Origin of the sequence: Tianweitania sediminis, assembly GCF_017813335.1 — a bacterium.
GTDB classification, from domain to species: domain Bacteria; phylum Pseudomonadota; class Alphaproteobacteria; order Rhizobiales; family Rhizobiaceae; genus Tianweitania; species Tianweitania sediminis.
Window position 1 is genome coordinate 452,611 of record NZ_JAGIYY010000001.1, and the last position, 20,562, is coordinate 473,172.

Below are 20,562 nucleotides of genomic sequence, written 5' to 3' on the forward strand. Positions count from 1 at the left end.
GGATCAGCTCGCGAGGTCGGCCACCAGTGCGTCGAGCACCGCCATGCCCGTCGGCGTGGCGCGAAGCCGGCTGTTTCCCACCGACTCCACCAGTTTTTCTCCCTGCAGGAAGGCCAGACGCTCGCCGTCTAGGCTTCGGCGAGCGAGCGCCTCATAGCGTGCCAGGTCGATACCTTCGCGCAGCCGCAGTCCCATCAGCAGCATCTCGTCGGCTTCTTCCCATGGCATCAGTCGTTCGCCGGAGGTGACGCCGGTGCCGTTCTGTTCCACGGCAGCCAGCCAGCTTTCCGGATGGCGTTCGCCGATCGTCACCACGCGCTGGCCATCTTCGGCGAAGCGCCCGTGGGCGCCGGGACCAACACCAACATAATCGCCATAGCGCCAGTAAGTGAGGTTGTGTCGGCTTTCCGCCCCTGGGGCAGCATGATTGGAAACTTCATAGGCCGGCAAGCCGGCGGCAGCCGTGACGTCTTGCGTCAACGCATAAAGATCGGCCGCATGGTCAGGATCGGGAATGGCAAACTTCTTGGCCGCATGCAGCGCAAAAAACGGCGTCCCTTCTTCGATGGTCAGCTGGTAGAGCGACAAATGGTCGGCGGCATAAGCGATTGCCTGCCGCAACTCCGCTTCCCACGCGTCGAGCCTCTGGTTTGGCCGGGCATAGATCAGGTCGAACGACAGGCGAGGGAAGATTTCGCGCGCGAGGCCGATCGCTCCAAGCGCGTCCGCGACGCTGTGCATGCGCCCCAGGAAGCGCAGATCGGCATCGTTCAAGGCCTGCACGCCCAAGGAAACCCGGTTCACGCCAGCCGCACGGTATCCGCGGAAGCGCTCCGCTTCCACGGATGTCGGATTGGCTTCCAGCGTGATCTCGATGCCGTCCGGCACCGTCCAGTGGGCGGCAACCGCGTCGAGCACCGCCCCTACGGTTTCAGGCTTCATCAGCGAAGGGGTGCCACCGCCTAAAAAGATCGAGGTGACGTCGCGCGGGCCGGTACGCTCGCGCATTTCCGCCATTTCGCGGCGAAAGGCGTCGGCAAAGCGCTCCTGATCCACTGGCTGGTGGCGCACGTGGCTGTTGAAGTCACAATACGGGCATTTGGCCGCACAGAACGGCCAGTGGATGTAGACGCCGAAGCCCGGCGAGCCGTCGTCGCGTCGCACTCAGGCCGAACCCAACCGCGCGCGCGCGAACTTCTGAAACGCACGAGCCCGATGCGACAGGGCAGTGGGCTGCCCCGGCTTCCAGCCATGCTTTTCTTCCGCCGACATTTCGCCGAAGGTGATCGTGAAGCCTTGTGGCTGAAACACCGGATCATAGCCGAAGCCTCGGTCGCCGCGTGGCGGCCAAACCAGCTCGCCTTCCGCTTCGCCGCGGTAATATTCCGCTTCCCCATCCGGAAAGGCGAGGCAGATCACGGCCACGAAGCGGCCGGTGCGCTCGAATGGTCCGGTAGCCCCAAGTTTCCGCAATTGGTCTTCCACCTTGCGCATGGCCATGGCGAAATCGCGCGTGCCAGCCTCGGTTTCTGCCCAGTTGGCGGTGTAAACTCCGGGCGCGCCGTGCAGCGCGTCCACGCAAAGACCGGAGTCATCCGACAAGGCCGGCAAGCCAGTGCCCTTCGCGGCGGCCAACGCCTTGATGAGGGCGTTTTCCTCGAAGGTGGTGCCGGTTTCGTCCGGCTCGGGCAGGCCGTAGTCGGCGGCCGAGCGTGCTTGGAGGCCAAACGGCCCGAGCAGATCTGCAAATTCACGCAGCTTGCCCGCGTTGTGGCTCGCCACAACGATTTGATTGCCGAGCGGACGCATCGTGTCGCTCATCCGGCAATCCCCCAGATACGTGGATTGGCAAACTCGATGGAGTTCCCCGCCGGATCGCGAAAATAGATCGAGCGCCCGCCTTCCGGCCAAGTGAACTCGCTTTCGATCTCGACCCCATGCTCGCCGAGATGGCGCTTCCAGTCGTCGATTTCGGTTTCTTCCGCACGGAAGCAAAGGTGGCCTTCGCCCTTTGCACCATGCGGCGGCACGGGAAAGCGCGACTCAGGCGCCGGGGGCTCAACCGTGCGATCGGGGTTGAACAGAAGAACGACGCCTGCGCCGCAACGCAGGAAAACGTGCCGGCCATCGACCTTCGATATCACCGGCAGGCCCAGCACCGTCGAATAGAAGCGCTCCGCTTCTTCGAGGTCGTCGACGTAAAGCGCCGCTTCAAGGATGCCGGTCGGCGTCATGGCTCAGCCGATCGCCATCTGTTGCAGGCTCACCAGGCGGTTGATGCCCGTCTTGGCAAGACCGAGCAGTTCGGTGAATTCATCTTCGGAGAAAGGCGCGCCTTCTGCCGTGCCCTGGATTTCCACGATGCCGCCCTTGCCGGTCATCACGAAATTGGCGTCCGTGTGGGCCGCCGAATCTTCGAGGTAGTCGAGGTCGATAACGGGCACGCCTTCATAGATTCCGCAGGAGATTGCCGCGACATGATCCTTCAGGACCTTGCCCACGCTCACCATCTTGCGTGCTTCCATCCAGGTCAAACATTCATGCAGTGCGACGAACCCGCCGGTGATGGCTGCCGTTCGCGTGCCGCCATCGGCCTGGATCACGTCGCAGTCGACCGTGATCTGCACCTCGCCCAGCGCCTGCATGTCAACCACGGCGCGAAGGGAACGCCCGATTAGGCGCTGGATTTCGAGGGTGCGGCCGCCCTGCTTGCCGGCCGAGGCTTCGCGGCGCATGCGATCGCCCGTGGCGCGGGGCAGCATGCCGTATTCGGCCGTCACCCAGCCCTTGCCGGTGTTGCGCATCCAGCCCGGGACGCGTTCTTCCAGGCTTGCGGTGCACAGAACATGCGTGTCGCCGAACTTCACAAGGCACGATCCTTCGGCGTGTTTGGACACGCCGCGCTCAAAGGAGATCGCGCGCATTTCGTCCGGCTGGCGCTTGGAAGGTCGCATGCGTGTCTTGTCCGCTTCATTGACTGGAATGTGCGGCGGCTTGTATCCCCCGCAGCCCTTCAAGGCAAAGGAAAAGCCGCATCAAGGGACTTGCGCCGCGGCAGCCCAGCAATCTGATCTGGTTGCATGGCGGCTAAGGTCTTATATCCTTGGACTCAATGATGAAGCCGCGATGCCCATGACCCTTCCCTTGACGGATCCCACGCTGGCCGCGCTCGATGCGCGTTCGCGGGACATCTTCCGGTTGATCGTGGATGCTTACATGCGCGACGGGGAGCCGCTCGGTTCCCGCAGCCTGGCGCGGATGTTGCCCGTGAACCTGTCGCCGGCCACCGTGCGCAACGTGATGAGCGACCTCGAGCATCTTGGGCTCATTTATTCGCCCCACACGTCTGCTGGGCGCCTGCCGACGCAGCGCGGTTTGCGGTTCTTCGTCGACGCCTTCATGGAACTCGGCGACCTAGGCGAAGAGGAACGCCGCGCCATTGAAGCGCAGGTGAAAGCGTCCGGCGGCGACTCCAGCATCGACTCGATGCTGACGGAAGCCAGCCAGATGCTGTCGGGGCTTTCGCGCGGCGCCGGGCTCGTGGTCGCTGCGAAAAACGAGACGGCGCTGAAGCATATCGAGTTCATCCAGCTCGAACCCACAAAGGCGCTGGCCATCCTCGTGGCCAAGAGCGGCGAGGTCGAGAACCGCATCCTGGATCTCCCGGCCGGCATTGCGCCTTCCCAGCTGCAGGAAGCCTCCAACTTCCTCAACGCACATCTGCGCGGCCGGACCCTTTCCGAGGCCCGCAGCGACATCGTCCGGCTGGTGGACGAAACCCGCGGCGCACTCGACGCGCTGTCACAGGATCTCGTTCAGCGTGGCTTGGCGGTTTGGGCCGGCGCCGAAAGCGGCCTGCCGGCGCGGTTGATCGTGCGTGGACGCGCCAATCTCCTGGACAATGTCAGCGCGCAAGCAGACATCGAGCTCCTGAAGCACCTGTTTGAAGACCTGGAAACCCAGGAGGGCCTCGTCCAGCTGCTCGATCTTGCCGATGAGGGATCCGGCGTGCGCATCTTTATCGGGTCGGAAAACAAGCTGTTTTCCTTGTCCGGCTCGTCCCTGGTGGTTGCACCTTATCGCGACAAGGATTCGCGCGTGATCGGTGCCTTGGGTGTGATCGGGCCCACGCGGCTGAACTACGCACGAATTGTGCCAATGGTGGATTACACCGCACAGCTGATCAGCCGCATGCTGCGCTGAGGATCATCACGCGCACTTGATTTTGCCGGTCGGGCACTCGATATCGGGCGCAAGCCAACAATACCGGGATTCATACGCAGCCATGACAGAACAGGCTAACGAGAACCGTGCGCCCGAAGAGGCGGAAGCCGCGAATACGCCCGCGACGGATGCTCCTGAGTTCCAGGCCGACACGGAAGCCTTTCTCCGCCTCGCTAAGGAAAACGAGGAGCTCAAGGACCGCGCGTTGCGGCTGGCCGCCGAAATGGAGAACCTGCGGCGCCGGACCCAGCGCGACGTGGCCGATGCCCGCTCCTATGCCGTGACCAACTTCGCCCGCGACATGCTTTCGGTGTCCGACAATCTGCGGCGCGCGCTGGATGCCATTCCACCCCAAGCGCTTGAAGCCGGCGACGCGGGCTTCAAGTCCCTCGCTGAGGGCGTCGAGATGACCGAGCGCGCGATGCTTTCGGCTCTCGAACGTCACGGCGTGAAAAAGATTGCGCCTGAAGGCGAACGTTTCGATCCGAACTTCCACCAGGCAATGTTCGAGGTTCCCAATTCCGAAGTCCCCAACAACACCGTGGTTCAGGTCGTGCAGACCGGCTACGTGATCGGCGACCGCGTTTTGCGTCCGGCCATGGTTGGGGTTGCGAAGGGTGGTCCGAAGGCCGGGGAAGCGCCCGCACAGGCAGCCGACACCAGCCAAGCGGAATAGGGCTCGCTGCGAACCGCGATTTGTCCCGGTTCGAACGAGCTTCCCGTGGTGGAGGACGCGGCGGGTGGACCTGATCCAGGCCCTTGATTATGCCGGGGCGGCCGTGTTTGCCGCCACCGGCGCGCTCGCGGCTTCCCGCAAGCAACTCGACATCATCGGCTTTCTGTTTCTTGCGGCCCTAACCGGTGTGGGCGGCGGCACTGTGCGTGACGTGATCCTGGGGCTGCCCGTGTTCTGGATCGCGCAGCCCTTTTACATGATTGTGTGCGGTGGCGTTGCGCTCCTGATCTACTTCACCGCCCACCTCGTGGAGTCGCGTTACAAGCTGCTGCTTTGGCTCGACGCGATGGGGCTCAGCGCTTACTGCGTGCTTGGTGCCCAGAAGGGCCTCGCCAGCACCGGTTCTCTGACGGTTGCCATCATCATGGGCATGTTGACGGCTGCGTTCGGTGGCATCATGCGCGATACCCTGGCCGGCGAACCCTCCGTGCTGCTGCGGCCCGAAATCTATGTTTCGGCAGCCCTTGCAGGCGCGGTGGTTTTTACCGTCGCAGCGACGATCGGTTTGCCGCCCGCGGTTGCAGCGCTTGCGGGTGTCGCCACGGCTTTCGCGATCCGGGCCGGCGCATTGCGCTTTGGGTGGACCGTTCCTGCCTACAGGTCCCGCCCGGGGCGTCGACCCGAAGACATCTGATCAAAGCAGGCCGGCATCGCGCGCCGCTTGCGCAAGGTTGAGCTGGGGCCGCGGTCCGATCTGCTGGATCACCAGGCCGGCCGCGAGCGAACCGAGCTTTCCGCAGTCCTGGAGCGAACGGCCCGCCGTATAGCCGAACAGGAAACCGGCCGCATAAAGATCACCCGCACCGGTAGTGTCCACGAGCTCCCGAATGGCGATCGCTTCCACCAGGACCGTTTCCTCGCCCCGCAGCACGACGGAGCCTTTATCCGAGCGCGTGATTGCCGCGAGCCGGCAATCACCACGTATCTGGTCCAGCGCATCCTCGAAGGAACTGGTTTGGTAAAGCGACTTCAGCTCGCTTTCGTTGGCGAAGACGATGTCCACCGTCCTTGAGCGCATGAGGTCGAGGAACTCGTCGCGATAGCGATCGACGCAGAACGGATCCGACAAGGTCATCGCCACTTCGTTGCCGGTTGCATGCGTGAGGCGCGCCGCTTCGCGGATTGCATCCTTGGCGCGCGGTGGATCCCAAAGATAGCCTTCGAAATAGGTCACCTTGGCGCTTCCCGCCTTGTCTGCTTCGATGTCTCCGGGCTCAAGTTCCACGCAGGCGCCGAGATAAGTGTTCATGGAGCGCTCGCCGTCCGGCGTCACGAAAATCATCGAGCGCGCCGTTGGTGGCTCGCCTTGGAGCGGCAGTGTGTCGAACGCCACTCCTTGCGCCCGGATGTCGTGGGTAAAGATGCGGCCGAGATGATCGTCGCGTACCTTACCGAAATAGGCCGACCGCCCCCCGAAGCTCGCAAGGCCTGCCGCCGTGTTGCCTGCGCTGCCGCCCGATGCTTCGATCGCCGGACCCATGCGGCTGTAAAGCAGTTCGGCCCGTTCGGCATCGATCAGGTTCATGGCTCCCTTGATGATGCCATTCTCGATCAGGAAGTCGTCTTCGCAGCGGGCAATGATGTCGACGATGGCGTTGCCGATGCAAAGGACGTCGTAGTTGTTCATGAAGAATTCCGAGGTGAGATTGGCGGTCGACCGGCTCGATCCTGAGGGGTCTAGCCGTTGATGCGCGGGTTGGCCAGCGCTTGCGCCTGCCGATGGGGAGATCTATTTGCCCGAAACATCAACGGAGAGCAGGCGCCATGATCATCGACAGCGCGCGAGCCGCGGCGGGCCATCTGTTCAGCGCCGCCTTTCGCTCGGTGCTTTTCAAGTCGCTGGGCTTGAGCATTCTCGTTCTGATCGGATTGTGGTTCGGGCTGACGAGCCTGTTCGACTGGCTCGCCTTGCCCTTTGTCGATGATGTTCTTGCCAGTCAGCCACAAACGGCAAGCTGGATCAGCTTTCTAGCTGCGGTCGCCGCGGGTCTCTTGATCGCCGTGGGTCTGGCGCTGCTGATCGCCCCCGTCACAGCCTTGATCGCCGGCCTGTTCCTGGATGATGTGGCCGAGCGCGTCGAGCGGATCGATTTTCCCGATGAGCCGGCTGGCCGGGCCATGCCGACGCTCCCGGCGATCTGGTTGTCCATCAAGTTCTTTGGGATCGTGATCCTAGGCAACCTTCTGGCGTTCGCGCTTCTGGTGATCCCCGGCGTCAACCTGATCGCGTTTTTCGTCGTGAATGCCTACCTGCTCAGCCGCGAGTTCTTCGAGTTCGCGGCCATGCGCTACCGTTCTGAAGCCGAAGCCAAGGCGTTGCGGCGCAAGCATGCTGCGTCCGTGTTCACCGGCGGCCTCGTGATCGCCGGCTTTCTCGCGGTGCCGCTTCTCAACCTGCTGACGCCACTGTTTGCGGCAGCCCTGATGGTGCACCTCCACAAGCGCATTTCTCAGCGCGAGCGCTATTCCGCCTGAGGCAGATCGGCCTCAAGCGGATGAACCACGCCGATCGGCTGTAGGGGTGCTGGGACGCTCGTGGTCTTCTCGTCCGCCCTGCAAAGATCGGCGATCACGCAAGCCGGACAGTCCGGCTTGCGTGCCTTGCAGACATAGCGTCCGTGCAAGATCAGCCAGTGATGGGCGTCGCGCAGATAATGCGCGGGGATGATCCGGACCAGCTTGTCTTCGACCTCTTCCGGCGTTTTGCCCGGCGCGAGCTTCAGGCGATTGCCAAGGCGAAAAATATGCGTGTCCACCGCCATGGTCGGTTGTCCGAAGGCCGCATTCAGAATGACGTTGGCGGTCTTGCGCCCAACCCCCGGCAGCGCCGTCAACGCTTCACGTGAATCCGGCACCTTGCCACCGTGGTCGCGCAATAGCGCTTCGGACAGGAGCTGAACGTTCTTTGCCTTGGCGCGCCAGAGCCCGATGGTGCGGATGAAGTCGGCGATCCGCGCTTCCCCCAGTGCCGCCATCTTGTCGGGCGTGTCCGCGGCGGCAAACAAGGCGCGCGTGGCCTTGTTGACGCCGGTATCGGTGGCCTGAGCGGAGAGAACAACCGCGACCAGCAGCGTGAAGGCGTTGACGTGCTCGAGCTCGCCTTTTGGCTCCGGACGCTGCACGGCAAAGCGGCGAAAGATCTCCTTGACCTCCTCGGCGGCATAACGCGGCTTCCAGCGCGGCTTGCGACGGGCGGAAAGCTTTTTCGGTGCCGAAGTCAACTTTTGCGGCGCATCGTCTTTCAGTGAGATTTCAGGCTTGGGCTTTGTCATCACCCTTCTATAATCAACAGCATGGCCGACACCAACGATGCCGACGCACCGATCTTCCGCGCGCTTTTGACCCCTCATCGCTCGCTCGGGCCAGAGGGTTTCCGCGTGCTGATGGCGGTGACCGTCGCCGGCAGCGTCGTTTGCGGCCTGTTCTTCCTGTCCATCGGGGCGTGGCCGATCTTCGGCTTCTTTGGCCTTGATGTCCTGCTTCTTTACCTCGCCTTCAAGCTGAACTACCGCGCAGCCCGAGCGCATGAGGAAGTGAGCGTGTCGCGAACGGCGCTGGAGATCCGGCAGGTCGCGCCGTCGGGCCGCACCCGCGAACACCGGTTCAACCCCTTCTGGGCACGTTTTGCCGTGTCACGGCATGACGAGATCGGCATCACGCGCATGGCCGTGGAAGCGCAAGGACAGCAGGTCCAGATCGGCAGCTTCCTCAACCCGGACGACCGCGAAAGCTTTGCGAAAGCCTTTGGCCGCGCCCTGGCGACGGCAAAGGCAGGTTAGCGCCCGGGTTCGGCCCTCGGGCTCGCTTCCACCTCCTCCCTTCCCAAGCTGACCGGCCCGGCGTCACGCGCTTGTCATGCACGCGCTCTAGGCAGCCTTTGATCCAGCCACCTAGCCAGAGGTCGACCCGTGTCCAACGTCTCCCCTTTCCGTACAAGCCAGCTTGAAGAAGCCGCCGGCCCGGGCCACAACCCGACCGAAAACCCCACCATGGGCGAAATCATCGCCAATCGCTTTTCACGCCGTGACTTCCTGCGGGGTTCTCTGGCCGTTTCGGCGATCGCCGCAACCGTCAGCCCGGTTGCGCTGATGATGGCCGACGAAGCCCGCGCCCAGGGCGCCGCTTCCGCCTTCAACTTCGAGGAAGTGGAAGCAGGCATTGATGAGCGCCACCATGTAGCAGCCGGCTATGACGCCGATGTTCTGCTGCGCTGGGGCGACCCGCTGTTCCCGGATGCGCCGGAGTTCGACCCGGCCAACCAGACGCCCGAAGCACAGGCGCGCCAGTTCGGCTACAACAACGATTATGTCGGCTTCATCCCGATGGATGACAGCCAAGATCGCGGCATCCTCGTTGTGAACCACGAATACACCAACGAGCACCTGATGTTCCCGGGCATCGTTAAGGTCGTGGACGGCAAGCTCGAAGTCACGCCGGCCGACAAGAAGCGCGTCGACATCGAAATAGCCGCGCATGGCGGCACGGTGGTCGAACTCGCACGCGAAAACGGCAAGTGGCGCCCGGTGGTGGAAGGCAAGCTCAACCGCCGCATCACCGCCAACACCGAGATGGAGCTGACGGGTCCTGCGGCCGGACACGACCGCCTCAAGACCAATGCGGATGCGACCGGCACAAAGGTGTTTGGCACGATCAATAACTGCGCCGGCGGTGTCACGCCCTGGGGCACCTACATCATGGCCGAGGAAAATTTCCACGGCTATTTCGGCGGCGAGCTGCCGGCCGACCACGCGGAAGCCACGAACTACGAACGCCTCGGCGTTCCGGACGGCAGCTATGCCTGGGCCAACTTCTATGACCGCTTCGACCTCGCCAAGGAGCCGAACGAGCCGAACCGCTTCGGCTGGATCGTGGAAGTCGACGTCATGGACCCGAACTCCACGCCGAAGAAGCGCACGGCGCTCGGCCGCTTCAAACATGAGGGTGCTGAGTCGATCGTCAACAAGGACGGCCGCGTCGTGTTCTACCTCGGGGACGACGAGCGCTTCGACTACGTCTACAAGTTCGTGACGTCCGGCACCTACAACCCTGACGACCGCGCCGCTAACATGGACCTCCTGGACGAAGGCACGCTGTACGTTGCCAAGTTCACCGAAGACGGCACCATGACTTGGATGCCGCTGGTCCAGGGCGAAGGACCGCTGACGGCAGAAAATGGCTTCAACAGCCAGGCCGACGTGGTGATCGAAGCCCGCCGTGCCGGCGATCTCCTGGGCGCCACCAAGATGGACCGTCCGGAAGACATCCAGCCGAATGGCAGCAACGGCAAGGTTTATGTCATGCTGACCAACAACACCAAACGCACGGAAGAGCAGGTCAACGCTGCCAACCCGCGCGCCAAGAACGCCTTCGGCCACATCATCGAGATCGCCGAAGACGGTGGCGACTTCGCTGCCACGACCGGCAAGTGGGAAGTGCTCCTGAAGTGCGGTGACCCGTCGGTTGCCGAGGTCGGTGCATCCTTCTCCACCGCCACCACGGAAAACGGCTGGTTCGGCATGCCCGACAACTGCGCCGTGGACTCAGCCGGACGCTTGTGGGTTTCGACCGACGGCAATTCGCCGGAAGCAACCGGCCGTACCGATGGCCTGTGGGCCGTGGACACGGAAGGCGAAGCCCGCGCCACGTCGAAGCTTTTCTTCCGCGTGCCGGTTGGTGCCGAGATGTGCGGCCCGCTGTTCACGCCGGACGATGAAACCGCCTTCGTGGCCGTTCAGCACCCGGCCGATGGCGGCGATGACTGGGAAGGCTTCGGCCGTCCGTCCTACTACGAAGACCTGTCCACCCGCTGGCCGGACTTCAAGGACGACATGCCGGTTCGCCCATCCGTGGTGATGATCACCAAGCAGGGCGGCGGCAAGATCGCCGTTTGAGGTCCATTTCTTGAGTAAAAAGAAGGCCGGCATGAGCGATCATGCCGGCCTTCTTGATTCACGAAAGCGGCGTGGCAGCTCTTGCAAGCGCCAGCGCCGCTTCCGTCAGCCGCGGAACCTGATCCGCTACTCCGCGGCCGACCTCTGAGCGGCGCCACCTTCCACAGCTTCGATGATCGTCGACACGAAGGACTGCAGATCATCCGGCTTGCGTGCCGTGATGAGATTGCCGTCGCGCACCGTCATCTTGTCTTCCCAGTTCGCGCCCGCGTTGATCATGTCGGTCTTGATCGAATGGTAGGAGGTCGCACGCTTGCCCTTCACCAGGCCGGCTTCAATCAGCAGCCATGGCGCGTGGCAGATCGCCGCCAGCGGCTTGCCGGAACCGGCATAGGCTTTGATGAAATCAACGGCCGATTTTTCAACGCGCAGCAGGTCCGGATTGATCTGGCCGCCTGGGAGGACCAGCGCGTCATATTGATCAGGCGACACGTCGCTCAGGAGCTTGTCGACGGGAACGCTGTTGCCCCAATCCTTCTTGTCCCAACCCTTGATTTCGCCCTTCTCGAGCGAGATCACGTCGACGGTCGCGCCTGCTTCGCGCAGCTTCTTCAGCGGCACTTCCAGTTCCGATTGTTCGAAACCGTTTGTAGCCAGAATGGCAATACGAGCCTGGTTGATCGTGGGCATGATGTCGTCTCCTGTTTCCGGCGCCGCTCAAGGTCTCCGACAGGCGGATAGACCGGGCAGCGCTCTGCATTTGTGCAGCTTCAACGCCGGTGCAGGAAAATCGTTCACCGCTTTTTGGCCGCGGTGGAGCGCGTTAACCGTGGCCCGTGGACCCGAATCCGCCCGCCCCTCGCGCGGTGGTTCCAGCCAGGCTGCGGAGCTCCAATTTCGCTTGGAGAACCGGAGCGACCACCATCTGGGCGACCCGCATGCCGCGCGTGATTTCGAAGGGCTGCTCCCCGTGGTTGATCAAGAGGACCTGGATTTCGCCGCGATAATCGCTGTCGATCGTGCCAGGCGTGTTGAGGCAGGTAATCCCATGCTTGAAAGCGAGACCGGAGCGCGGCCGGATCTGCGCCTCGAAGCCTTCCGGCAATTCCATGATCAGGCCGGTGGGCACCAAAGCACGCTTGCCGGCCCCAAGAAGCAGCGGCTCGGCGACGGCAGCGCGCAGGTCCATGCCGGCGGCGCCCGCCGTTTCATAGCTGGGAAGGTCGAGGTCTTCGCCGTGAGGCAGGCGAACTATGCCGATCGTTGGGTTCATGGCCGGCGCATAGCCCATCCGCTCGCCTGCGCCAAGCGAGGGTCGACTTTTGTGGCCTGTCTCGCTATATGCGCGCCACCGAACGGATTCCCGATATGCCAGAACCCATCCAGGAGGCGGTTGCCCGCCGCCGCACCTTCGCGATCATTGCGCACCCCGACGCCGGAAAAACCACGCTCACCGAAAAGCTGCTGCTGTTCGGCGGCGCGATCCAACTCGCCGGCGAAGTGAAGGCCAAGAAGGACAAGATCCAGACACGTTCGGATTGGATGAAGATCGAGCGCGAGCGCGGCATCTCGGTGGTGACGTCCGTGATGACGTTCGAATATGGCGACAACGTCTTCAACCTCTTAGACACACCGGGTCACGAAGATTTCGCCGACGATACCTATCGTACGCTGTCGGCGGTCGACAGCGCGGTTATGGTGATCGATGCCGCCAAGGGCATCGAGCCGCGCACGCTGAAGCTGTTCGAGGTCTGCCGCCTGCGCGACATTCCGATCGTGACCTTCGTCAACAAGATGGACCGCGAAGCGCGCAACACGTTCGAGATCCTCGATGAAATCGAGCAGAAGCTTGCGCTGGACACCGCGCCTGTGACCTGGCCGATCGGCCAGGGGAAGACCTTCTCCGGCACCTACCATCTCAGCGAGAACGCCGTTCGGCGTTCGGACGCTGAAACAGAGCGCGCGAAGGTCAACGGACCCGAATCCGACAAGGTCGCGGGTCTGCTGCCGGAAAACGAGCGCGACCAGCTGATCGAGGAACTGGAACTTGCCCGCGAGGCATGCCGTCCCTTCGACCTCAAGGCGTTTCGCGAGGGCCATCTGACGCCGGTTTATTTCGGGTCGGCGCTGCGCAATTTCGGTGTGCGCGACCTGATCGAAGGTCTGGGCGATTACGCACCGCCGCCGCGGGACCAGGAAGCCGATACGCGCACGGTTCACGCAACCGAGCCGAAGATGACCTCCTTCGTGTTCAAGATCCAAGCCAACATGGATCCGAACCACCGCGACCGCATCGCCTTTGTGCGCGTGTGTTCCGGCACGCTTGAGCGCGGCATGAAGGCTAAGCTCGTGCGTACCGGCAAGCCGATGAGCTTGTCGGCGCCGCAGTTCTTTTTTGCCCGCTCGCGCATCACCGCCGATGAAGCCTTTGCCGGGGACGTGGTGGGCATCCCAAACCATGGGACGCTCAGAATCGGCGATACGCTGACGGAAGGCGAAGAAATCCTGTTCCGCGGCGTACCGAACTTCGCGCCGGAAATCCTGCGTCGTGTGCGGCTCGGCGATGCGATGAAAGCCAAGAAGCTCAAGGAAGCGCTCCACCAGATGGCCGAGGAAGGCGTGGTGCAGCTGTTTTCGCCCGAAGACGGTTCTCCGGCCATCGTCGGCGTGGTGGGCGCCCTGCAGCTCGACGTCCTTAAGGAACGGCTGTCGGTGGAATACACGTTGCCGGTGGACTTCGAAATGGCACGTTTTTCCGTGTGCCGCTGGATTTCGGCCAACGATCCCGCCGAGTTGCAGCGCTTCATCGAGGCGCATCGCGGCGACATCGCGCGCGACCTTGACGAGGATCCGGTTTTTCTCGCCCAGCACGAGTTCGGCCTCAACTATGAGGCAGAACGCTGGAAGCAGATCAAATTCGACGCAATCAAAGATTATCAGGTGCGTGAAGCCGCTTGAAAGCCGCCGCACCCAACGAAAGCGAACTAACCATGAGTGATTTTCCCGGCGTGCTCGCGCCTCTCGCGCAGGCATTGACCGAGCGCGGCTATTCCGATCTCACGCCCGTGCAGGAGGCGGTGATCGGCTTGCAACCCGAAGGTGCGGACGCCCTTGTTTCCGCGCAAACTGGCTCCGGCAAGACCGTGGCATTCGGCCTTGCGCTGGCGCCTACGCTGCTCCGCGACGCCGAAACTTTCGAACAGGCTGCGCTCCCCTTGGCGCTCGCGATTGCCCCCACGCGCGAACTGGCGCTGCAGGTAAAGCGGGAGCTCGAGTGGCTTTATGCCAAGACCGGTGCCGTTGTTGTGTCCTGCGTCGGTGGCATGGACATGCGCTCCGAAAAGCGCGCGCTGGAACGCGGCGCCCACATCGTTGTCGGCACGCCCGGGCGCTTGCGTGACCATATCATGCGCCGGTCGCTCGACATGAGCGAGCTGCGCGCCGTTGTGCTCGACGAAGCCGACGAGATGCTCGACCTTGGCTTCCGCGAGGATCTGGAGTTCATCCTTGGTTCGGCGCCGGCCGAGCGGCGGACCCTGATGTTCTCGGCCACTGTTTCGCGTCCGATCGCGGAACTGGCGAAAAGCTATCAGCGCGACGCAGTGCGTTTGGCCACGACCTCAGAGCGCACGCAGCACGTCGATATCGAATATCGCGCGCTGACGGTTGCGCAAGCCGACCGCGAAAACGCGATCATCAACGTTTTGCGCTACTACGAAGCGCCAAACGCGCTGGTGTTCTGCTCCACGCGCGCTGCCGTGAACCACCTCACCGCCCGCTTCAACAATCGCGGCTTTTCCGTCGTGGCGATGTCCGGCGAGCTCAGCCAGAACGAGCGGACCCATGCGCTGCAGGCGATGCGCGACGGTCGTGCCCGCGTTTGCATCGCGACCGATGTGGCGGCACGCGGCATCGATCTGCCGGGGCTGGAACTCGTGATCCATGCGGATCTGCCGACCAACCGCGAAACGCTGCTTCACCGCAGTGGCCGCACTGGTCGGGCAGGCCGCAAGGGCGTTTCGGTGCTGATCGTGCCGCAATCGGCGCGCAAGCGTGTCGAGCGCCTGCTTGGCTCAGCCAATGTCAGCGCCACCTGGGCGCGGCCGCCTTCAGCCGACGAGGTGCTGGCGCGCGACAATGAGCGCATCCTCCAAGATCCGGTCTTCACCGAAGCCGTAACGGAAGATGAAGCGCCATTCGTGAGCGAGTTGCTGGCAAAGCACGGCGCGGAAGCCATTGCGGCTGCTTATGTGCGGACCTTCCGCGCTCGGAATTCTGCGCCGGAAGATCTGCTCGATATAGCCGTGACGGGTGCGCCGGCTCCATCGGATCGCAAGGAACGTCGCGAGGAATTCAGCGAAAGCGTTTGGATCTCGCTTTCGGTGGGACGCAAGCACGGTGCGGAGCCGCGCTGGCTGATTCCGATGCTGTGCAAGGCCGGCAAGCTTTCCAAGAGCGACATCGGCCAGATCAAGCTGCAACAGGAAGACAGCCTCGTTCAACTGGAAGCCCATGCTGCGAACCGCTTCCTAGACCAGCTTGGAAACCGCACCCTGGAGCGCGGCATCACCGTGCAGGCCATCGACGGCGTGCCAGATCTTGGTTCGGGCGGCAAAGGCGCGTTTGACAAGCCGCGCGGCCCGAAAAAGCCCTTTCATCGTGGCCAGGGCGCAAAGCCCGAGGGTGGCAGCTGGGCAAAGCCGGGCGCCAAGAAACCCTTCGGGGACAAGAAGCCCTGGGCAAAGAAGGACAAGCCGGGCGCCGACAAGACCTTCGCCAAGAAGCCGAAGCGCCCGCGCGGCGAATAGGTCCTATCCGATCGCGCGCGGCTCGCGCGGTTTGCCGATTGCGCAGTCCAGTGCGGCGCGATCCCAGCCGGCGTTGTTTGCCGCGGCGGCGTAGGTGCTTTGCAGGAAGGCAAGCAGTGTCGCTCGCGGATCCGCTGCCGCGCGGACCGCCTCATAAGGCAGGATGAACTCGCCCAATGTCGGGTGGAAGTACGCGGCGTCCGGCTGCACAGCGGATGCGGCGAAGCCCTCGGGAGCGGGATACGCATAAGAATAGAACGCCGGCTCATCAATTCCGCCGCCGCCCGGCCAGAAGCCTGCAGACGAGACCTCGTGGCTGTAGGCTTCGCGGGTGATCGTGTCGGGCAGGGCCGGGATCCCACCGGGGTGGCTCGGCGCACGGCGGCCGGAAAATCGCGTCACCGCAAGGTCGAAGCTGCCCCAGAAAAGGTGCACCGGGCTGACCTTGCCAAGATAGCCGGTCCGGAAAAGCTGGAACACCTCCGTGACCGACAGGACGGCGCGGAAGAAGCGGTTCACCGCATCCGGATCATAAGGGCGGGTGGCATCGTCTTGCGCAAACGGCACTCCATCCGGGATCTCGTTCGGCTTGCCATTGAGCTTCGGCGTTCCACCCAAGGCCGCAATAATCTCCTTTGTTTGCGCAAAGAACGCCGCCATGGTGGTCGGTCCGAGTGCCCGAGCCTCCACCTTGCCGCCCGACGATTGGCCGATCAGGCGATGGTCAACCAGATCGAGAAGAAGCTCGATCGTCCTGCCGTTGTCGAAAACCGGGCCTGTCGAGAAGCCGCGGGCGGTCGGGTACAGCGTCGCGTGCCAGGAATGGTTCAGCCAAGGGCTGTGGGCGATCCGATACTTCCCGACCACCTGGCTGAACAATTGCAGCGTCGTGCAGCTTTCCCGCCACGCGCCGTAAGGAATGGCTGGCCAGTTCTCGGTCATCGCCCGGTTTCCCTTCGATTGGAACTGAGGCCGTGGATCAACCAGCCCCGTTCGCGGTTTAGCATGTCATGGCTCGCAGCAAAGGCCGTCGGCGCCTATCTGTAAAGCGACATCGAGGACCACGACGATGACGATCCACCTGCCCTTCGACAATTCCTATGCCAGGCTTCCCCAGCATTTCTTCGCGCCGTTTCAGGCGAGTGAAGTGCCAGCGCCGCTGTTGATTGCGCTGAACACGAGGCTGGCCGAAGAGCTGGGGCTCGACCCAGACTGGCTGCAAAGCGCAGATGGCCTCGCGATGCTTGCTGGCAACCGCTTCCCGGACGGCGCGCAGCCAATCGCGCAGGCCTATGCAGGGCACCAGTTCGGCAACTTCGTTCCCCAACTCGGTGACGGACGCGCGACGCTCCTGGGTGAAGTGGTCGACCGGCACGGCAAACGTCGCGACATCCAGTTGAAGGGTTCCGGCCCAACCCCCTTTTCCCGGCGCGGCGACGGGCGGGCAGCGATCGGCCCGGTTTTGCGGGAATACATCGTCAGCGAAGCCATGGCTGCCATGGGCATCCCGACCACGCGCGCGCTTGCCGCCGTTTCAACCGGCGAACCGGTTTACCGTGAAACAGTCCTTCCAGGCGCGGTTCTGACAAGGGTGGCTGCGAGCCACATCCGCGTCGGCACGTTCCAGTATTTCGCCGCACGTAGCGACGAAGAGGGCGTGAAGACACTGGCCGACTATGTGATCCAGCGGCATTATCCCGATGCTGCCGAGGCGGAAAACCCATATCGGGCGCTGCTGCAGCATGTGATCACAGCACAGGCGTTGCTTGTTGCGCGGTGGATGGGCGTCGGCTTCATCCATGGCGTCATGAACACGGACAACATGGCGATTTCCGGCGAGACAATCGACTACGGTCCCTGTGCCTTCCTAGACACCTATGATCCCGCGAAGGTGTTTTCGTCGATTGATCAGTTTGGCCGCTACGCCTACGCCAATCAGCCGGGGATCGCGCAATGGAACCTGGCGCGGCTGGCCGAAGCGCTTTTGCCGCTGCTTCATGAAGACCGCGACGAGAGCGTGAAGCTCGCGCAGGAGATGATCGCCGGCTTCCGTAGCCCCTTCGAAACGGCCTACATGGCCGTGCTGCGCGCCAAGTTCGGTCTGAAAACGGAAGAAAACGAAGACGGCGACCTGATGCAGGACTTCCTCGACCGCATGGCGCAGGGCGGCGCAGATTTCACGCGCACCTTCCGCGCGCTGGTGGCAGCAGCGGCCGGACCCGAGGGTGACCGTGACGTGCGCGCCGAATTCATCGACCCGATGCTTTTTGAGACCTGGGCACCGCGCTGGCGCGAGCGGCTTTCGCGCGAAAGCGGAAACGGGAGCGGAGCGGCCGAGATCATGCGCAAGGCCAATCCGGCTCTGATCCCGCGCAACCACCGCATCGAGGAAGCCATTCAGGCCGCTGTGAACGATGCGGACTTCACGCCCTTCCGCCGCTTGAACGAGGCATTGGCAAAGCCGTTCGAGGATCAGCCGGACTACGCCGACCTCGCGATTGCACCGATGCCCGACGAGCGCGTGACCCGCACCTTCTGCGGCACCTGATCAGTCATCGCCCACGCGGCCGCGCAGGCGCTTCACCGTAGAGCGGCCGGTTTTTGCCTTCAGGCGCCGCTCCACCGAGCCCTTGGTTGGACGCGTTTTCTTGCGCGGCGGGGGCGGTGGCTCGGCTGCTTTTGCGAGCAACTCCACAAGCCGCTCGCGCGCGTCGGCGCGGTTTCGCTCCTGCGTCCGGAAACGGTTTGCCTCGATCAGGATCTCGCCATCCTTCGTCGCGCGCTGGCCGGCAAGCTTCAGCGCGCGCGCCTGGATCGCGTCCGGCAGATCGGACGCCGCCATGTCGAAGCGCAGTTGGACGGCGGTCGCTACCTTGTTGACGTTTTGCCCCCCCGGCCCCGAGGCGCGGACAAAGCTTTCCGTCAGGTGATCGGGGCTGATGAACAGGCCACGGCCGATTGCAAGGGGATCATCGTTCATGCCCTCACACATGAAGCGGCGGCGCCAAAAAGAAAAGGCCCGGCTGAGCCGGGCCTTGATAGGAAATGTGCGCGCTTACTCGGCCGCAACAGGAACGCGCGGCGCCGCGCTGCGAACATTGCTGTCCACATGGCTTTCGAACTTGGCGAAGTTGTCGACGAACATGGTCACCAGCCGTGCCGCCTGCGCATCATAAGCTGCCTTGTCGGCCCATGTGGAGCGCGGATCGAGAATGGCGCTATCCACCCCCGCTACCGCCACCGGCACCTGGAAACCGAAGTTTGGATCGGTCCGGAACTCCGCGTCATGAAGCGACCCGTCGAGCGCAGCGGAAAGCAGCGCGCGCGTCGCCTTGATCGGCATGCGCTTGCCGGTGCCGTAAGCGCCGCCGGTCCAGCCGGTGTTCACCAGCCAGCAATCCACATTGTGCTCGGCAATCAGTTCGCGAAGGAGATTGCCATATTCGCTCGGGTGACGCGGCATGAAGGGTGCCCCGAAGCAGGTGGAGAAGGTCGCTTCCGGATCCGATACGCCCTTTTCAGTCCCGGCAACCTTGGCCGTGTAGCCGGACAGGAAGTGGTACATGGCCTGCGCCGGGGTCAGCTTGGCAATGGGCGGCAAAACGCCGAACGCATCCGCCGTCAACATGATGATATTCTTGGGGTGATTGGCGCGACCCGTCGCGCTGGCATTCGGAATAAAGTCGAGCGGATAAGCGCATCGCGTGTTTTCCGTGCGCGACCCGTCGTTGAAATCTGGCACGCGGTTTTCGTCGAGTGTGACGTTTTCCAGAACCGTGCCGAAGCGCCGCGTGGTGGCAAAGATCTCCGGTTCGGCTTCAGCCGACAAGCGAATGGTCTTGGCGTAGCAGCCGCCTTCGAAGTTGAAGATGCCGTCCGGGCCCCAGCCATGCTCGTCGTCGCCGATCAGCACGCGGCTCGGATCTGCCGACAGCGTCGTTTTGCCGGTGCCAGACAAGCCGAAGAAAACGGCGGTTTCGCCGTCGTGGCTTTCATTGGCCGAGCAGTGCATGGGCATCACACCCTTTGCCGGCAAAAGATAGTTCAGCGCCGTGAAAACCGACTTCTTCATTTCGCCGGCATAGGAGGTGCCGCCGATCAGCACGATCATGTTGGTGAAGTCGACTGCAATCACCGTTTCAGTGCGTGTGCCATGGCGCGTCGGGTCGGCGCGGAAGGAGGGCAAGTCGATGATCGTCATCTTCGGCACGAAGGAGGACACTTCGCTCGCCTGCGGCCGGATCAAGAGGTTGCGGATGAACATCGAATGCCAGGCGTATTCGGTGACCACGCGCGTCGGCAGGCGATGCACGGGATCGGCGCCGCCGATGAGATCCTGCACGAACAGGTCACGGCCTTCGGCGTGTTTCAGAAAGTCGGCATGGAGCAGCTCGAACTGTTCGCGCGAGAGCGCCTTGTTGTTGTCCCACCAGATATGCGCTTCGGTGTCGCTGTCGCGCACAACGAACTTGTCCTTTGGCGAGCGACCGGTGTGTTCGCCGGTGTCGGCAACAAGCGCACCGTGAGCCGAAAGCCGCGCTTCGCCGCGGGTGATCGCCAGTTCCGCAAGTTCCGCGGCGCCGAGATTATAAAAGATGTGGCCGGGGCTACGCAGCCCAGTTTCCTTGATCCCGTGCTGGGGATTACGAGAACCGGTCTCGGTCATTGCGCCTCCAAAGCGTCTTCTGAATACAGCGAGCAGATGAACTCGTTTTCGGAGGAAACAGAAAAGTTCAGTGATATCAAATCATTAATCGATTTAGGTATTTGCTTCCGTTGTTTAATCGGTTGTACTCGAAGGCGCGTGGCCTAGATGGAGGGTCACGCTTGCGCAGGCTGCGCGGTGAGCCCACGAATGGCGGAAAGCTTGCGCCAAGCAGCGCAAGGGGCTAACCACAAAGTC

20 protein-coding genes are annotated in these 20,562 nt (G+C 63.0%); 9 read left to right on the top strand and 11 right to left on the bottom strand.

Annotation, left to right across the window (positions count from 1 at the left end; translation table 11 throughout):
* Positions 1–3: 3 nt before the first annotated feature.
* The 4 genes from hemW to rph are packed head-to-tail and all read right to left on the bottom strand — an operon-like array spanning position 4 to position 2,954.
* Entirely contained in the window at positions 4–1,164 is a 1,161-nt protein-coding gene (gene hemW, locus J5Y06_RS02080) for a radical SAM family heme chaperone HemW (protein WP_209333447.1), read from the bottom strand.
* Positions 1,165–1,809, bottom strand: coding sequence for an RdgB/HAM1 family non-canonical purine NTP pyrophosphatase (gene rdgB / locus J5Y06_RS02085; RefSeq protein WP_209334329.1), 645 nt, complete (start codon positions 1,807–1,809; stop codon positions 1,165–1,167).
* An 8-nt stretch (positions 1,810–1,817) separates the two neighbouring features.
* A complete protein-coding gene (locus J5Y06_RS02090) occupies positions 1,818–2,234 on the bottom strand; it encodes a VOC family protein (protein WP_209333448.1) in 417 nt (138 codons plus the stop codon).
* 3 nt (positions 2,235–2,237) lie between these two features.
* On the bottom strand, positions 2,238–2,954 hold the full coding sequence (rph, locus tag J5Y06_RS02095; protein WP_209333449.1) for a ribonuclease PH: 717 nt from the start codon (positions 2,952–2,954) through the stop codon (positions 2,238–2,240).
* Positions 2,955–3,132: 178 nt separating this feature from the next.
* Between rph and hrcA the strand changes: the two genes are divergently transcribed.
* From hrcA to J5Y06_RS02110, 3 genes are all read left to right on the top strand, one after another.
* Positions 3,133–4,203 carry a heat-inducible transcriptional repressor HrcA gene (hrcA, locus tag J5Y06_RS02100; protein ID WP_209333450.1) on the top strand — a complete coding sequence of 357 codons (1,071 nt, stop codon included), beginning with the start codon at positions 3,133–3,135 and terminating at the stop codon, positions 4,201–4,203.
* A gap of 82 nt (positions 4,204–4,285) precedes the next feature.
* The gene (gene grpE / locus J5Y06_RS02105; protein WP_209333451.1) at positions 4,286–4,900 is read left to right on the top strand and encodes a nucleotide exchange factor GrpE; all 615 of its coding nucleotides are present in this window, start codon (positions 4,286–4,288) and stop codon (positions 4,898–4,900) included.
* A gap of 64 nt (positions 4,901–4,964) precedes the next feature.
* Complete coding sequence (locus J5Y06_RS02110) at positions 4,965–5,594, top strand: trimeric intracellular cation channel family protein (protein WP_209333452.1); 630 nt, start codon at positions 4,965–4,967, stop codon at positions 5,592–5,594.
* Here the strand turns inward: J5Y06_RS02110 and J5Y06_RS02115 are convergent, their stop codons facing one another.
* Entirely contained in the window at positions 5,595–6,587 is a 993-nt protein-coding gene (locus tag J5Y06_RS02115; RefSeq protein WP_209333453.1) for an adenosine kinase, read from the bottom strand. It abuts the gene before it with no gap.
* A 137-nt stretch (positions 6,588–6,724) separates the two neighbouring features.
* Here J5Y06_RS02115 and J5Y06_RS02120 point away from each other — a divergent pair, with 137 nt between their 5' ends.
* On the top strand, positions 6,725–7,435 hold the full coding sequence (locus J5Y06_RS02120; RefSeq protein WP_209333454.1) for a sulfate transporter family protein: 711 nt from the start codon (positions 6,725–6,727) through the stop codon (positions 7,433–7,435).
* Here J5Y06_RS02120 and nth read toward each other — a convergent pair.
* Entirely contained in the window at positions 7,423–8,232 is an 810-nt protein-coding gene (gene nth, locus J5Y06_RS02125; protein ID WP_209333455.1) for an endonuclease III, read from the bottom strand. The genes J5Y06_RS02120 and nth overlap by 13 nt on opposite strands.
* A gap of 21 nt (positions 8,233–8,253) precedes the next feature.
* Between nth and J5Y06_RS02130 the strand changes: the two genes are divergently transcribed.
* Together J5Y06_RS02130 and J5Y06_RS02135 are read left to right on the top strand one after the other, a co-directional pair.
* Positions 8,254–8,739: a DUF2244 domain-containing protein gene (locus tag J5Y06_RS02130; RefSeq protein WP_209333456.1), complete on the top strand. Its 486-nt coding sequence runs from the start codon at positions 8,254–8,256 to the stop codon at positions 8,737–8,739.
* Between the two features lie 129 nt (positions 8,740–8,868).
* Entirely contained in the window at positions 8,869–10,851 is a 1,983-nt protein-coding gene (locus J5Y06_RS02135) for a PhoX family protein (RefSeq protein ID WP_209333457.1), read from the top strand.
* 126 nt (positions 10,852–10,977) lie between these two features.
* Here J5Y06_RS02135 and J5Y06_RS02140 read toward each other — a convergent pair whose 3' ends face one another.
* Positions 10,978–11,541 carry a type 1 glutamine amidotransferase domain-containing protein gene (locus tag J5Y06_RS02140; protein WP_209333458.1) on the bottom strand — a complete coding sequence of 188 codons (564 nt, stop codon included), beginning with the start codon at positions 11,539–11,541 and terminating at the stop codon, positions 10,978–10,980.
* A 133-nt stretch (positions 11,542–11,674) separates the two neighbouring features.
* The gene (gene dut / locus J5Y06_RS02145; protein WP_209333459.1) at positions 11,675–12,142 is read right to left on the bottom strand and encodes a dUTP diphosphatase; all 468 of its coding nucleotides are present in this window, start codon (positions 12,140–12,142) and stop codon (positions 11,675–11,677) included.
* Between the two features lie 77 nt (positions 12,143–12,219).
* Between dut and J5Y06_RS02150 the strand changes: the two genes are divergently transcribed.
* Together J5Y06_RS02150 and J5Y06_RS02155 are read left to right on the top strand one after the other, a co-directional pair.
* Positions 12,220–13,809, top strand: coding sequence for a peptide chain release factor 3 (locus J5Y06_RS02150; protein ID WP_209333460.1), 1,590 nt, complete (start codon positions 12,220–12,222; stop codon positions 13,807–13,809).
* A gap of 32 nt (positions 13,810–13,841) precedes the next feature.
* Positions 13,842–15,659 carry a DEAD/DEAH box helicase gene (locus tag J5Y06_RS02155; RefSeq protein ID WP_209333461.1) on the top strand — a complete coding sequence of 606 codons (1,818 nt, stop codon included), beginning with the start codon at positions 13,842–13,844 and terminating at the stop codon, positions 15,657–15,659.
* Positions 15,660–15,662: 3 nt separating this feature from the next.
* Here J5Y06_RS02155 and J5Y06_RS02160 read toward each other — a convergent pair whose 3' ends face one another.
* Positions 15,663–16,601, bottom strand: a complete 939-nt coding sequence (locus tag J5Y06_RS02160) for a DUF5996 family protein (protein ID WP_209333462.1) — start codon at positions 16,599–16,601, stop codon at positions 15,663–15,665.
* A gap of 127 nt (positions 16,602–16,728) precedes the next feature.
* On the opposite strand from J5Y06_RS02160, the gene J5Y06_RS02165 reads away from it, so the two are divergent.
* Positions 16,729–18,207, top strand: a complete 1,479-nt coding sequence (locus J5Y06_RS02165) for a protein adenylyltransferase SelO (protein WP_209333463.1) — start codon at positions 16,729–16,731, stop codon at positions 18,205–18,207.
* On the opposite strand, the gene arfB is transcribed toward J5Y06_RS02165, so the two are convergent.
* Positions 18,208–18,639, bottom strand: coding sequence for an alternative ribosome rescue aminoacyl-tRNA hydrolase ArfB (gene arfB, locus J5Y06_RS02170; RefSeq protein WP_209333464.1), 432 nt, complete (start codon positions 18,637–18,639; stop codon positions 18,208–18,210).
* Between the two features lie 75 nt (positions 18,640–18,714).
* The gene (locus J5Y06_RS02175; protein WP_209333465.1) at positions 18,715–20,325 is read right to left on the bottom strand and encodes a phosphoenolpyruvate carboxykinase; all 1,611 of its coding nucleotides are present in this window, start codon (positions 20,323–20,325) and stop codon (positions 18,715–18,717) included.
* Between the last annotated feature and the right edge of the window lie 237 nt (positions 20,326–20,562).